Raw genomic sequence first — 14665 nt, 5'->3', positions numbered from 1 at the left:
AGCCGAACCCCTAGGGAGCACCCCCGCACCATGCCGATCGACGCGGTCACCACCGTCCCCGCCCCCGCCGGCGAACCGCCCCTCGGGTACGCGCCGGGCAGCCCCGAGCGGGCCCGGCTGGCGCGGAGACTGGACGAACTGGCCGGGCGGCACACCTCGGTGCCGATGGTGATCGGCGGGGAGCGCCGGCTCGGCGGCGGCGGGCGGACCGAACTGGTGCAGCCGCACCACCACGCGGCCCGGCTCGGCACGCTGGGCGCGGCGACCGCCGCCGACGTGCGGGCCGCGGTGGACGCCGCGCTGGCGGCCGGGGAGCAGTGGCGGCAGCTGCCGTTCGACGAGCGGGCGGCGGTGTTCCTGCGCGCCGCCGACCTGCTGGCCGGGCCGTGGCGGCAGACCCTGGTGGCCGCGACCGTGCTCGGCCAGTCCAAGAGCGTGCAGCAGGCCGAGGACGACGCGGCGTGCGCGCTGGCCGACCGCTGGCGCCTCGACGCGCACGCCGCCGGGCTGCTGCTGGCCGAGCAGCCGTCCTCCGGGCCGGGGACGTGGAACCGGGCCGACCACCGCCCGCTGGAGGGCTTCGTCTGCGCGATCACCCCGGCCGACTCCACCGCGGACGCCGGGAGCCTGCCGACCGGGCCCGCGCTGCTCGGCAACACCGTGCTGTGGAAGCCCGCGCCCGCCCAGAGCCTGGCCGCGCACCTGACGATGCTGCTGCTGGAGGAGGCCGGCCTGCCGCCCGGCGTGGTCAACCTGGTCACCGGCGACGGGCAGGCGGTGACCGAGGTGGCGCTGCGCGACCCGGCGCTGGCCGGGCTGCACTTCGCCGGCTCCGCCGGGGTGCTGCGCCGGCTGTGGCGGGAGATCGGCGTGAACATCGGCCGCTACCGGGGCTTCCCGCGGATCGCCGGCACCACCGGCGGCGGGGACTTCCTGCTCGCCCACCCCTCCGCCGAACCGGCCGCGGTGCGCACCGCGCTGATCCGCGGCGCCTTCGCCCACCAGGGCCAGGGCCGCTCGGCGCTGTCCCGGGCGTACCTGCCGCGCGGCCTGTGGCGGCGGATCCGGGACGACTTCCTCGGCGAGGTGGACGAACTGGCCGTCGGCGACGTCACCGACCCGAGCAACTTCATGGGCGCGCTGATCGACGGGCGGACGTTCGCCGACGCGGTCGGCGCGGTCGAGCGGGCGAAGGCCGACCCGGCGGTGCAGGTGCTGGCGGGCGGCCAGTACGACGACGCGATCGGCTGGTTCGTCCGCCCCACCGTGCTGCTCGGCGGCACCGACCGCTACGGCGGGTGCGCCGGGCCGCTGCTCGCGGTGCGGGTGTACGAGGACGACCGCTGGGAGGAGGCGCTGGAGCGGGTCGGCGCGGAGGCCCCGGACGGCCGCCCGGCCGGGTCGGTGTTCGGCCGGGACCGCCGGGCGCTGGCCCGGGCGGTGGAGCGGCTGCGGTTCGCCGCGGGCGACCTGCGGGTCAACGGCGAGCCGTCCGCCGGCGGCCCGGCCGCCGCGGCCCGGGACCTGGCCCGCTGGACGGCCGTCCGCGCGATCCGGGAGACGTTCATCCCGCCGACCGACTACGTCCACCCGCACATGGAGTGGTCACCCGAATGACGGACGGCGAAGCGGGCAGGCGTTGGACAAGGTGTCCAGGAAGACTCGATCTTCCTGCGGGTTTGTGCCTCGGTGTCCCCTGACACCTTCGTTTCGTCAGGCTAGGCTGACGACGTCGCCGGTTATCGGTCAGGCAGGCCAAACGTGCTGTCGTACCCGGGCGGAACGCGACTCATGCGTGCCTTGAGCGCTTTTCACCCCTCGCGTACGGGAGGATTGCCGACGGGGCCCGGCGGTGCACCCACAGTCATCACCGAGTCACGCAACGGCGCGCGACAGGAGCCAAACAGCCATGCAGACCAAGCTGGACGCAGCCAAGGCCGACCTGCTCAGGAAAGCAGCAGCAGCCGCTGAGAACAGCCAGGTGGGGGGAGCGGCGCCGGGGGAGGGCCTGAGCAACGGTGCTCTGGCCGCTTACCTGCACCACTACTACCTCCACACCGCCCCCGAGGACGTGATCAACCGGGACCCGGTGGACGTGTACGGGGCCGCGGCCTCGCACTACCGGCTGGGCCTCAAGCGCCCGCAGGGCACCGCCGAGGTCCGGGTGCACACCCCGACCGTCGAGGAGAACGGCTGGTCCTGCGGCCACACCGTGGTCGAGGTGGTCACCGACGACATGCCGTTCCTGGTCGACTCGGTCACCAACGAGCTGACCCGCCTGGACCGCGCCATCCACCTGGTCGTGCACCCGCAGCTCGCCGTGCGCCGCGACATCACCGGCAGGCTGCTGGAGATCCTCGACACCGACGCGTGCAACCGCGCCCAGGCCGCCGGCGCCGAGTGGCCCGCCGACGCCGTGGTCGAGTCCTGGATGCACATCGAGATCGACCGCGAGACCGACCGCGAGGACCTGCGCACCCTGGAGGCCGGCCTGCGCCGGGTGCTGGGCGACGTCCGCGAGGTGGTCGAGGACTGGTCGAAGATGCGCGACTCCGCGCTCCGGCTGGCCGACGAGCTCGCCGAGCAGCCCCCCGCGCACCTGCCCGAGCAGGAGGTCGGCGAGGCCTGGGAGCTGATGCGCTGGCTCGCCGACGACCACTTCACCTTCCTCGGCTACCGCGAGTACGACCTGGTCGAGCACGAGGGCGAGGAGGTGCTCAAGGCGGTCGCCGGCACCGGCCTGGGCATCCTGCGCGCCGACCCGCTCAGCCACGACACCGACCACCACCCGGTCTCCGAGGCCTTCGGCCGGCTCTCCGCCCCCGTCCGCGCCAAGGCGCACGAGCGGAAGCTGCTGGTCCTCACCAAGGCCAACAGCCGCTCCACCGTGCACCGCACCGCGTACCTCGACTACGTCGGCGTGAAGAAGTTCAACGAGGCCGGCGAGCCGGTCGGCGAGCGCCGCTTCCTCGGCCTGTTCTCCTCCGCCGCGTACACCGAGTCCGTCACCCGGATCCCCGTGGTGCGCCGCAAGGTGCAGGAGGTCATGAACGGGGCCGGCTTCTCCGGCGACAGCCACGACGGGCGCGACCTGCTCCAGATCATGGAGACCTTCCCGCGCGACGAGATGTTCCAGACCGCCGCCGCCGAGCTCCAGTCGATCGCCACCAGCGTCCTGTACCTCCAGGAGCGCCGCCGGCTGCGGCTGTTCCTGCGCCAGGACGAGTACGGCCGCTACTACTCGGCGTACGTCTACCTGCCGCGCGACCGCTACACCACCCGGATCCGGCTCGCCCTCACCGACATCCTCAAGAGCGAGCTGAGCGGCGACACCATCGACTACACGGTGTACGCCACCGAGTCGGTCCTCACCCGCCTGCACTTCGTGATCCGGGTCGCCCCCGGCACCGAGCTGCCGCAGCTGTCCGACTCCGACATCGAGCGGATCGAGAACCGGCTCGCCGAGGCCGCCCGGTTCTGGATGGACGGCTTCAACGACCAGCTGGGCACCGAGTTCGGCGAGGAGAAGGCCGCCGAGCTGTCGCACAAGTACGCCACCGCCTTCCCCGACGGCTACCGCGCCGACTTCCCGCCGCGCACCGCCGTCGCCGACCTCAAGCAGATCGAGTCGCTCAGCGGCGAGGGCGACTTCCGGCTCAACCTGTACCAGCCGGTCGGCGCGGGCGACGACGAGCGCCGCTTCAAGATCTACCGGGTCGGCGGCCCGATCTCGCTCACCGAGGTGCTGCCCGTCCTGCAGTGCCTGGGCGTCGAGGTCCTCGACGAGCACCCGTACGCGCTGCGCCGCACCGACGGCACCACCGCCTGGGTGGTCGACTTCGGCCTCCGGCTCAGTGAGGGCACCGACCTCACCGAGGAGGACCGCGAGCGCTTCCAGGACACCTTCGCCGCCACCTGGCTCGGCCAGTCCGAGAACGACGGCTTCAACGAGCTCGTCCTCACCGCGAAGCTGACCTGGCGCCAGGCCGTCGTGCTGCGCGCGTACGCCAAGTACCTGCGGCAGGCGGGCTCCACGTTCTCCCAGGACTACATGGAGGACGCGCTCCGCAACAACACCCACACCACCCGGCTGCTGGTCAACCTGTTCGAGGCCCGGCTCTCGCCCAGCCACCGCTCCGGCAGCGAGGAGCTCACCGAGGGCATCCTGGAGGAGCTGGCCGGCGCCCTCGACGAGGTCGTCTCGCTGGACGAGGACCGCATCCTGCGCTCCTTCCTCCACCTGATCAAGGCCACCCTGCGGACCAACTTCTTCCAGCACGACGGCGAGGGCCAGTGGCACTCGTACGTGTCGATGAAGTTCGACCCCAAGGCCATCCCCGACCTGCCCGCGCCGCGCCCCGCCTTCGAGATCTGGGTGTACTCGCCCCGGGTCGAGGGCGTCCACCTGCGCTTCGGCAAGGTCGCCCGCGGCGGCCTGCGCTGGTCCGACCGGCGCGAGGACTTCCGCACCGAGATCCTCGGCCTGGTCAAGGCCCAGATGGTCAAGAACACCGTCATCGTGCCGGTCGGCGCCAAGGGCGGCTTCGTCGCCAAGCAGCTGCCCGACCCGTCGGTGGACCGGGACGCCTGGCTCGCCGAGGGCGTCGCCTCCTACAAGACCTTCATCTCCGCGCTGCTCGACATCACCGACAACCTGGTGGCCGGCGAGGTCGTGCACCCCGTCGACGTGGTGCGCCACGACGAGGACGACACCTACCTGGTGGTCGCCGCCGACAAGGGCACCGCGACCTTCTCCGACATCGCCAACGGCGTCGCCCAGGAGTACGGCTTCTGGCTCGGCGACGCGTTCGCCTCCGGCGGCTCGGCGGGCTACGACCACAAGGGCATGGGCATCACCGCCCGCGGCGCCTGGGAATCCGTCAAGCGCAACTTCCGCGAACTCGGCGTCGACACCCAGTCCGAGGACTTCACCGTCATCGGCATCGGCGACATGTCCGGCGACGTGTTCGGCAACGGCATGCTGCTCTCCGAGCACATCCGGCTGGTCGCCGCCTTCGACCACCGGCACATCTTCCTCGACCCGAACCCGGACGCCGCGGCCTCCTTCGCCGAGCGCCGCCGGCTGTTCGACCTGCCGCGCAGCTCCTGGGACGACTACGACAAGTCGCTGATCTCGGCCGGCGGCGGCGTCTACCCGCGCTCCGCCAAGGCCATCCAGCTCTCCGCGCAGATCCGCGAGCGGCTCGGCATCGACTCCGCCAAGCTCACCCCCGCCGAGCTGATGAAGGCCATCCTGCAGGCCCCCGTCGACCTGTTCTGGAACGGCGGCATCGGCACCTACGTCAAGGCCGCCACCGAGACCAACGCCGAGGTCGGCGACAAGGCCAACGACGCGATCCGGGTCAACGGCGGCGACGTCCGGGCCCGGGTGATCGGCGAGGGCGGCAACCTCGGCTGCACCCAGCTCGGCCGGATCGAGTTCGCCGCCGGCGGCGGCCCGCAGGGGGCCGGCGGCTGGATCGACACCGACGCCATCGACAACTCGGCCGGCGTGGACACCTCCGACCACGAGGTGAACATCAAGATCCTGCTCAACCAGGTCGTCGCCGACGGCGACATGACGGTCAAGCAGCGCAACGCCCTGCTCGCCGAGATGACCGACGAGGTCGGCCACCTCGTGCTGCGCAACAACTACGCGCAGAACGTCGTGCTCGCCAACGCCGTCGCCCAGGCCGCCAGCATGGTCAACGTGCACTCCCGCATGATCAACCGGCTGGAGTCCAACGGACAGCTCGACCGGGCGCTGGAGTACCTGCCCACCGAGAAGCAGATCCGCGACCGCCAGCAGGCCGGCCGCGGCCTGTCCCAGCCCGAGCTGTCGGTGCTGCTCGCCTACACCAAGATCACCCTGGCCGACGAGCTGCTCGCCACCGACCTGCCCGACGACCCGTACTTCCGGGACGTGCTCCACCAGTACTTCCCCAGCGCGCTGCGGGCCCGCTTCGCCGAGCAGATCGACCACCACCCGCTGCGCCGCGAGATCATCACCACCCTGATCGTCAACGACACGATCAACCGCGGCGGCTGCACCTTCGCGTTCCGGCTCCGCGAGGAGACCGGCGCGACCATGGAGGAGATCGCCCGCACCCACGCCGCCGCCCGCGCGGTCTTCGGCCTGGAGCAGATCTGGGACCAGGTCGAGCGGCTCGACAACAGGGTCGCCGCCCGGGTCCAGACCAAGATGCGGCTGCACGCCCGCCGGCTGGTCGAGCGGGCCACCCGCTGGATGCTCAACAACCGGCAGCCGCTGGACATCGCCGACACCATCGCGTTCTTCCACGACCGGGTCAACCAGGTCTGGGACGCGCTGCCCAAGCCGCTGGCCGGGGAGGACCTCGCCTGGTTCGAGTCCGTCCACCAGGAGCTGTCCGCGGCCGGCGTCCCCGACGAGCTGGCCACCCGGATCGCCGGCCTGTCCTCCGCGTTCCCGACCCTCGACATCGTCGGCGTCGCGGACCGCTCGGACACCGACGTGATGGAGGTCGCCGAGCTGTACTACGACCTCGGCGACCGGCTCCAGATCAGCCACCTGCTCGACCGGGTCATCGACCTGCCGCGCACCGACCGGTGGTCCTCGATGGCCCGCGCCGCGATCCGCGAGGACCTGTTCGCCGCGCACGCCGCGCTCACCGCGGACGTGCTCGCCGCCGGGCCGGCCGGGTCCAGCCCCGAGGAGCGCTACTCGGCCTGGGCCGAGCTCAACGCCACCCTGCTCAGCCGGGCCCGCACCACGCTCGACGACATAAGGGGTTCGGACAACTACGAGCTGTCCAGCCTCTCCGTCGCGATGCGGGTGATCCGCACCCTGCTGCGCAACGGCCGATGAGGTAGCGGCGGTCCGGCCGGGGGCCGGGGGCGAGCGACTCGCCCCCGGCCCCCGGCCGTTGCCGCGGCCGCCCCGGCGGTGGCGCTAGGCCCGGCCCGGCAGGGCCAGCACCACCTCCAGGCCGCCCTCCGGCAGGCCCGTCAGCCGCAGCTCCCCGCCGTGCGCGCGGGCCACCGCCGCCACGATCGCCAGCCCCAGCCCGTGGCCGCGCCGCGCCCGGTCGCGCTGCGCCGTCCGCCCCCGGCCGCGCAGGAACGGCTCGGTCAGGGTGGCCACCAGCGCCCCGTCCAGCACCGGGCCGGAGTTGCGCACCACCAGCCGCACCCAGCCCGGCCGCCGGTCGTCCGGACCGGTGCGCACCTCGGCCCAGCCGCCCGCGGGCAGGTTGTGCCGCAGCGCGTTCTGCACCAGGTTGACGGCCGCCTGCCGGAGCAGCACCGCGTTGCCGACCGTCGGCGCGGGGCCCGGCTCGGCCCGCACCCCGACACCCAGCGCCCGCGCCTCCGCCGCCGTCGCGGCCAGCGCCTCGCGGACCGCCCCCGACAGCTCCAGCGGCGCCGACTCCGGCTCCCGGTGGGAGAGTTCGGCCAGTTGCAGCAGCGCCTCGGTGACCTCGATGCCGCGCTGGTTGGTGTCCTGGAGCCGGGACACCAGCCGCGGCCAGTCCTGGTGCGCCGGGTCGGCCGCCGCGACCTGGAGCATCGTCCGGTCGATCGCCAGCGGGGTGCGCAGCTCGTGCGAGGCGTTCGCGGCGAACCGCTGCTGGGCGTCGAAGGACCGCTCCAGCCGGGCCAGCATCTCGTCGAAGGCGTCGGCCAGTTCGGTGAACTCGTCGCGCGGACCGGCCAGCGCGATCCGGTGCCCCAGGTCGCCGCCCGACGCCCGCCGGGCCGCCGCCGTCACCTCCTGGAGCGGGCGCAGCACCCGCCCCGCGACCAGCCAGCCGCCCGCCATCCCGACCGCCGTCAGCAGCGCCAGCGCGTACCCCGACGCCGTCAGCAGCGACTCCAGAATCTCCTGCCGGGACGGCGCGTCCGCCCGGTCGCGCGGATTCGCGGGCATCAGCGGGTAGTTCGGCACGTACCGCATCCCGACGTACACCACGGCCAGGCAGAGCACGCCCGTGGTGAGCGTGAACAGCGTGTAGCTGAGCGTCAGCCGCATCCGCGCGGTCAGCCGCCGCGGGCGGCTCACGCCGCGTCCAGCCGGTAGCCGACGCCCGGCACGGTGTGGATCACCCACGGCTCGCCGAGCCGCTTGCGCAGGCCCGAGATGGTGATCCGGACGGCGTTGGTGAACGGGTCGGCGTGCTCGTCCCAGGCCCGCTCCAGCAGGTCCTCGGCGCTCACCACGCCGCCGCCCGCCGCCATCAGCACCTCCAGCACCGCGAACTGCTTGCGGGACAGCGCCACGTAGCGGCCGTCCCGGAACACCTCGCGGCGGAACGCGTCCAGCCGCACGCCCGCGCGCTCCAGCACCGGCGGCACCGCCTCGGCCGGGCGGCGGGCCAGCGAACGCAGCCGCACCACCAGCTCCGCCAGGTCGAACGGCTTGGTCAGGTAGTCGTCCGCGCCCAGCTCGAACCCGGCGACCTTCTGGTCCAGCCGGGCCGCCGCGGTCAGCATCAGCACCCGGCAGCCCAGCCCCGCCGCGACGATCCGCCGGCACACCTCGTCGCCCGGCACCCCCGGCAGGTCCCGGTCCAGCACCACCACGTCGTACCGGTGCACCGCGAGCCGCTCCCACGCCGCCTCGCCGTCCCCCGCCACGTCGCAGGCGATCGCGGCCAGCCGCAGCCCCGCCTGCACGGCCTCGGCGAGGTACTCCTCGTCCTCCACCACCAGCACCCGCACGCACCGCTCCGTTCCTCGACGCTCCCGGCCATTGGACACCGCCGGGCATGTCGAAAACGTATGCGCCGGCGCAGACGCCCGCGCAACACCGTCCGACCTGCAATGGGACCGACAGCCCAAGCGCAGGGAGAGGCGGAGACGATGAAGCACGCACGGACCACGGTCACCGGACTGGCCGCGGTGGCACTGCTCGGCGCGGTGGCCGCGTACAGCGCGTTCCCGGACGGCCCCGGCGGCCCGGCCGACGGCATCCCGGCCGGCGGCTCGGTCGCCCTGGACGCGGACGTCCCCGCCGTCCGCGGCCTCGACCCGGACCTGCTCGCCGCCCTGCGCACCGCCGCGGCCGACGCCCGGCAGCAGGGCATCGAGCTCCGCGTCACCTCCGGTCGGCGCAGCCCCGCCGAGCAGCAGCGCCTCCTCGACGCGGCGGTCACCCGCTACGGCTCGCTCGACCTGGCCCGGCGCTACGTCAACACCCCCGAGAAGTCCACCCACGTCTCGGGCCGCGCCGCCGACATCGGCCCCACCGACGCCGACGACTGGCTGAACCGGCACGGCGCCCGCTACGGGCTCTGCCAGGTGTACGCCAACGAGATGTGGCACTTCGAACTGCTCACCGCCCCGGGCGGCACCTGCCCGCCCCAGCTGCCCGACGCGGCGGGCTGAGGCGTTCAGGAGCTCGGGAGAGCAATCACCAGGGGCTCGGGGAACGGCGAGCCCGGGACTGCGCGAGGTTCACTGCCGTTGCGCGCATCGGCTTCGGGTTCTGTTCAGGACACGCAGCAGCACGGACCTTCGATGGGCTCCGGCCACCAGCAGCACGGACCCGCCGTTCCCCGGGCCCCTGGTGGTGCATGCTCGTCTGCCGACAGTTCCCCGGGCCCCTGGTGGTGCATGCTCGTCTGCCGACAGTTCCCCGGGCCCCTGGTGGTGTATGTTCGTCTGCCGACAGTTCCCCGGGCCCCTGAATGCGCCTCCGCTAGGAGCTCTCGGTCGCGCGGCGCAGCGCGGAGGCGAGCAGGGCGAGGTCGGTGGGGCCGTTGCCCAGTTCGCGGACCGGGCGGGGGGAGGGCGCGGCGCCGTGGTCCTCCAGGCGCTGGGCGACGACGGTGGGGCGGAGCGTCGCGGTGCGGGGGATGCGGCCGCTGACCCGGGCGCCCTGGAAGGCGGTGACGGCGCCGTCCGGACGGCGGAGGTAGCCGCGGCCGGGGGTGGTGCCGGGGAGGGCGGCGGCGTCGGGCAGGTGGACCAGCAGGTCGGAGTCGCCGGCCTGCTCGGTGCGCAGGGCGATCCGCAGCTGCGCGGCCTCGTCGACCTCGGTGCCGGCGGTGCTCTCGGGCGAGCCGGTCGTGGCGATCACGTGCACGCCGAGCCGGGCGCCGTGCACCGCGACGGAGGCGAGGGCGCGGGCCAGCGGGCGCCCGCCGGGGGAGGCGGGGCCGAGCAGCGCGTCGTAGTCGTCGACCAGGACGACCAGCCGGGGCGGGGCCGCGTCGGCCGGGGGCGCGTCGGGGGAGCGGCGGGGCTCGATCACCCGGGCCTGCGCGGGGGCGTCGGCGGGGCCGCCGACCAGCGCGGGGGTCTTGTCGAGGGCGAGCGCCCGCCGGGTGTGCCACTCGGTGAAGGTCAGGCCGTCGAACAGGGCCTCGCGGTGGGCGAGTTCGTCGGTGAGCCGCTCGGCGGCGAGCAGCGCCCCGCGCGGGTCCTCGGCGGCGTTGACGTGGGCGGTGACGTGCGGGAGATCGGTGCAGCCGGCCAGGCCGCCGTCCTCGGCGCGGTCCCCGTCGACGGTCAGCAGGGCGAGGCGGTCGGGGCGCTCGGAGACGGCCAGCGAGGCGGCCAGGCTGCGCAGCAGTTCGGACTTGCCGGAGCCGGGGCCGCCGCCGATCAGCAGGTGGTCGCCGTCCTCGGCGAGGTCGACGGTGCAGTCCTCCTCGCCGTCGGCGGCCCGGGCGGTGCCGAGCAGGGCGGTGGCGCCGCCCGCCCCGGCGGGCAGGGCCTGCCAGCCCTCGGCGAGCCGGGCGGGGGAGAGGGACTCGGCGCGCAGCAGGTCGAGCAGGCGCAGCGCGTCCGGGAGCGGGCCGCGCGGCGCCGCGTCGGTGCCGGTCTCGGCGAGCGGGGCGAGGGTGCGGGCCAGGCGCTCGGCCCAGGCGGGGGAGACCGCGTCGAGGGCGATGTCGGTGAGGCGCTCGCGGCCGCCCGCGGCCGGGCGGTCGAGGGTGAGGCGGGTGGAGACCTCGCCGGTGACCAGGCCGAGCGCGCCGAGGCCGGTGGGGAGCTCCTCGGGGGCCTCGGCGAGGCAGAGGGTGAAGACGCCGGCCGCGGGGCCCTGGCGCAGCAGCAGGCCGAGGGCGTGCCGACCGGCCTCGGTGCCCGGGTCCCCGTCGACCAGGACGACGGTGGCGGGCGGGCCGGCGGTGGCGGCGGCGAGCTCGGCGAGCCGGGCCCCGGCCTGTTCCGGGCCGAGGCCGTAGAGCAGGCGGCAGGCTTGGCCGTGGGCGGGGCGCAGGTGCGGGAGCCACTGGGCCCAGGCCCAGTCCTCGGCGGGCTGCCCGGCGCTGACCACGACCAGGGCGAGGCCGCTGGGCGGGTGCAGGGCGGCGAGCTGGGCGAGGGCGGCGCGGGCCAGGCCGGTGAGGCGGTGCCGGGGGCCGGCCAGGCCGAGGCTGCCGGCGGTCTGCAGGTCGACGGTGACGGGGACGGCGGGCAGCACGGCGCCGGGGAGGGTGCCGGGGCCGCCGGGCAGGTCGGCGGTGCCGAGCCGGAGGTGAGCGCGTCGGGGTGGTCGGGGCCGCGCTCCCACAGCCGGGGGCCGGTGCCGAGCGCGGTGAGCAGCAGGGCGGCCGGGTCGGGCCAGCGCTCGCGCTGGTTGGCGGCCTGCCGCAGCCGGGCGGCGTCGTGCTGGCGGCCGCTGTCGGCGGCGGGCGGTTCGGCCTTGCCGCGGCGCAGCCAGCGCCCGCCGCGCCCGGCGGCGGGGACGGGTCGGGTTCGGCGGCGGCGGGGCGCGGCGGGGCGGCCGGGGGCGGTGCGGGCGCCGGTGCGCGGGGCGAGCCGCAGCCGGCCCTCGCCGTCGGGGACGGTGGGGCGGGCCGCTATGCCCTCGGCCCGGGCGAACTGCAGGGTGGACTCGCCGATCCGCAGCAGGGCGCCGGGGGCGAGGTCGGTGGCGCCCTCGGGCAGCCACTGCTCGTCGAGCCGGGTGCCGTTGGTGGAGCCGAGGTCCTGGACGGTGGCCCGGCCGTCCCCGGCCAGGTGCAGGGCCAGGTGGAGGCGGGAGACGTCGGGGTCGTCGAGCGGGACGTCGGCCTCGGTGGAGCGGCCGATCCGGATCCGCTCGCCGTGCAGGCGGTGGACGCCGCCGGCGTCGGGGCCGCCGACCACGCGCAGTTCGGCGGCGGCGGGCCCGTCGGCGCCCTCGGCGTCCGGGTCGGGCTCGCCGAGGGCGAGGACCGCGCCGTCCACCAGCGGGGGGTGGCCGAGCGGGGTCTGCTCGTCCAGCCGGTGTTCCCCGTCGTAGAGGTGGACGTGCGTGGCGGAGCGGGCGCCGCGGACGCCGACCGCGCCGGCCAGGGCGGTGGCGACGGCGCCGAGCACGGTGCCGGCCGGCGCGGTGACCAGTACATCGGCGGCGCTGCCGGGGGCGGCCGGGCCGCTGCGCGGTCGAAGGACGGTGAGCCGGATCTGCATCTCGCCCGGGGTCCCTTCTGCACACGTGTGGTGCCTGCCATCCTGCCACTCGGGACGGACAGTCCGCGCACGGTACCGGATTTGACGATCTTGCGATCACCGCCATGGTGAATCCGACGGGGAGTCAGGTCAAGGAGACCCCGGGGCCCCCGCCGCGCGCAGCGCGCGGCCCGGCCGGGGAACACCTCGGAAACCCGGGCGGGCACCGTTAGAGTTGCCGAAAATACGGGAGCCCGCCCGGCCGGGCGGACTCCCCAGGCCCCGGCGCCGTTCACGGGAACGGGGGAGTGCCGGAACGCGGCCCCGGCAGCGGGCGCCGGGTGACCGAACGGAGTGCACAGGTGCGGCCTGTCGGCAGCAAGTACGTGTTGGAGGAGGGCCTCGGGCGCGGCGCGACCGGAACGGTCTGGCGCGGCCGGGTGCGCGAGGACGCGGCGGTGCCGGGCCTGCAGCCCGGGCAGGCGGTCGCGGTCAAGGTGCTGCGCGAGGAGCTGGCCGCCGACCCGGACGTGGTGATGCGCTTCCTGCGCGAGCGCTCCGTCCTGCTCCGGCTGACCCACCCCAACATCGTCCGCACCCGGGACCTGGTGGTCGAGGGCGAGCTGCTCGCCCTGGTGATGGACCTGGTCGACGGCCCCGACCTGTACCGCTACCTGCGCGAGTCCGGCCCGCTGTCGCCGATCGCCGGCTCCCTGCTGATGGCCCAGGTCGCCGACGCGCTGGCCGCCAGCCACGCCGACGGCGTGGTCCACCGGGACCTCAAGCCCGCCAACGTGCTGCTGGCCACCCTCGCGGTGGACGGCGACGAGCGGATGCACCCGATGCTCACCGACTTCGGCATCGCCCGGCTCGCCGACTCCCCGGGCATCACCCGCACCCACGAGTTCGTCGGCACCCCCGCCTACGTCGCCCCCGAGTCCGCCGAGGGCCGCCCGCAGACCGCCGCGGTGGACGTCTACGGCGCCGGCATCATGCTGTACGAGCTGGTCACCGGCCGCCCGCCGTTCCAGGGCGACAACCCGCTGGCGGTCCTGCAGGCGCACCTCGCGCAGGAGCCGCAGCGCCCCCGCACCATGCCCGAGCCGCTGTGGACGGTGGTCGAGCGCTGCCTGCGCAAGGACCCGGCCCAGCGCCCCACCGCGGTCGCGCTGGCCGAGGCGCTGCGGGTGGTCGCGGCCGGTGTCGGCGTGCACTCCTCCCCGGCCGCGGTGGAGGCCGCGATGGCCGTCGGCGACCTGCTGGTGCCCGACCCGGCACTGGCCCCCGCGGCCCCCGCCGCGCACGACCCGCACGACGCCACCCTGGCGGGCGCCCCGGCGGGCGGCTACGACCCGTCCGCCGTGACCCAGGTGATGGCGCACCGGCCGTCCGTGCCGGGCGCCGAGGAGCGTACCCAGCTGATCGCCCCGCCGCCGGCCGCCCCGGCCGAGGACCGCACCCGGGTGATGCCCCCGGTGCCGCCCGGCCCCGACCTGCCCCCGGCCCAGCCCGAGGGCCCGCACCCGTGGCAGACCCAGCTGCGCGCCGCCCGGGACCGCAACGCGCAGACCCGGATCGGCCGCTTCGAACCGGAGGACCTGGGCGAGCCGCAGGTCGCCCCGCGCCCCTACCAGGCCGGCCAGTACCCGCAGCAGGGCTCCGGCGGCCGACCGCCGGTCGCCCCGCCGCCGTACCAGGCCCCGCAGGGCGGCCGGCCCCCGCAGGACGGCCGCTACGCCCCGCAGCAGGGCCCGTACCAGCCCCAGCACCCCCCGCAGGGCCGCCACCCGCAGCAGGGCTCCGGCGGCCGCCCGCCGGTGGCCCCGCCGCCGTACCAGGCCCAGCAGCAGCCGGGCCCGCCGCCCGGGTATGGCGCCCCGCAGGGCTACGGCGCCCCGCAGCGCCGCCCCGAGCCCGCGCCGCCGCGCCGCCAGGAGCCGCCGTACCGGGAGCCGGAGCCGGTCCGCGAGGCGCCCCGGGAGCGGGAGCCCCGGCGGCGCAGCCCGAACCGGATGCGCATCCCCGGCCTGGGCTGCCTCAAGGGCTGCCTGCTGGTGCTGGTGGTGCTGGCGCTGGGCTGCCTGGCGCTGTGGAACTTCACGCCGCTGCCGCACTACTGGGACAACGTGGTCGGCTGGTACCACTCGGCCAGTGACTGGGTCACCAGCCACACCTGACGGTGGAATTGACGGTTTGTCGACAATCCCGCGAAATTCCACCGGATCGGTACCTCTCCGGAGGCCCTCCGGAGCCCCCGCAGGGCCCGCGGGCGCGTAGGTTGTTCGTCGAGCACCGACCT

At 75.3% G+C, this 14665-nt stretch carries 6 protein-coding genes and 1 pseudogene; 4 read left to right on the top strand and 3 right to left on the bottom strand.

Annotated elements, in window-relative coordinates; translation table 11 throughout:
• Positions 1 to 36 precede the first annotated feature (36 nt).
• Complete coding sequence (locus HUT16_RS12490; protein WP_176192638.1) at positions 37 to 1617, top strand: aldehyde dehydrogenase family protein; 1581 nt, start codon at positions 37 to 39, stop codon at positions 1615 to 1617.
• Positions 1618 to 1909: 292 nt separating this feature from the next.
• On the top strand, positions 1910 to 6847 hold the full coding sequence (locus HUT16_RS12485) for an NAD-glutamate dehydrogenase (protein ID WP_176188247.1): 4938 nt from the start codon (positions 1910 to 1912) through the stop codon (positions 6845 to 6847).
• A gap of 84 nt (positions 6848 to 6931) precedes the next feature.
• Here the strand turns inward: HUT16_RS12485 and HUT16_RS12480 are convergent, their stop codons facing one another.
• Positions 6932 to 8041, bottom strand: coding sequence for a HAMP domain-containing sensor histidine kinase (locus HUT16_RS12480; RefSeq protein WP_254897784.1), 1110 nt, complete (start codon positions 8039 to 8041; stop codon positions 6932 to 6934).
• Positions 8038 to 8700 carry a response regulator transcription factor gene (locus HUT16_RS12475; protein WP_176188245.1) on the bottom strand — a complete coding sequence of 221 codons (663 nt, stop codon included), beginning with the start codon at positions 8698 to 8700 and terminating at the stop codon, positions 8038 to 8040. Before HUT16_RS12475 ends, HUT16_RS12480 begins: the two co-directional genes overlap by 4 nt.
• A 141-nt stretch (positions 8701 to 8841) precedes the next feature.
• On the opposite strand from HUT16_RS12475, the gene HUT16_RS12470 reads away from it, so the two are divergent.
• Complete coding sequence (locus HUT16_RS12470; protein ID WP_176188243.1) at positions 8842 to 9366, top strand: M15 family metallopeptidase; 525 nt, start codon at positions 8842 to 8844, stop codon at positions 9364 to 9366.
• Positions 9367 to 9679: 313 nt separating this feature from the next.
• Here the strand turns inward: HUT16_RS12470 and HUT16_RS12465 are convergent.
• Positions 9680 to 12387, bottom strand: a pseudogene (locus HUT16_RS12465) (FtsK/SpoIIIE domain-containing protein).
• 341 nt (positions 12388 to 12728) lie between these two features.
• Between HUT16_RS12465 and HUT16_RS12460 the strand changes: the two are divergent.
• The gene (locus HUT16_RS12460; RefSeq protein ID WP_176188241.1) at positions 12729 to 14543 is read left to right on the top strand and encodes a serine/threonine-protein kinase; all 1815 of its coding nucleotides are present in this window, start codon (positions 12729 to 12731) and stop codon (positions 14541 to 14543) included.
• Positions 14544 to 14665: the final 122 nt, after the last annotated feature.

The organism is Kitasatospora sp. NA04385 (assembly GCF_013364235.1).
Taxonomy (GTDB): Bacteria; Actinomycetota; Actinomycetes; order Streptomycetales; family Streptomycetaceae; genus Kitasatospora.
The sequence above is the reverse complement of the archived record's forward strand: the minus strand, read 5'-3'. Positions and strand labels throughout refer to the sequence as shown.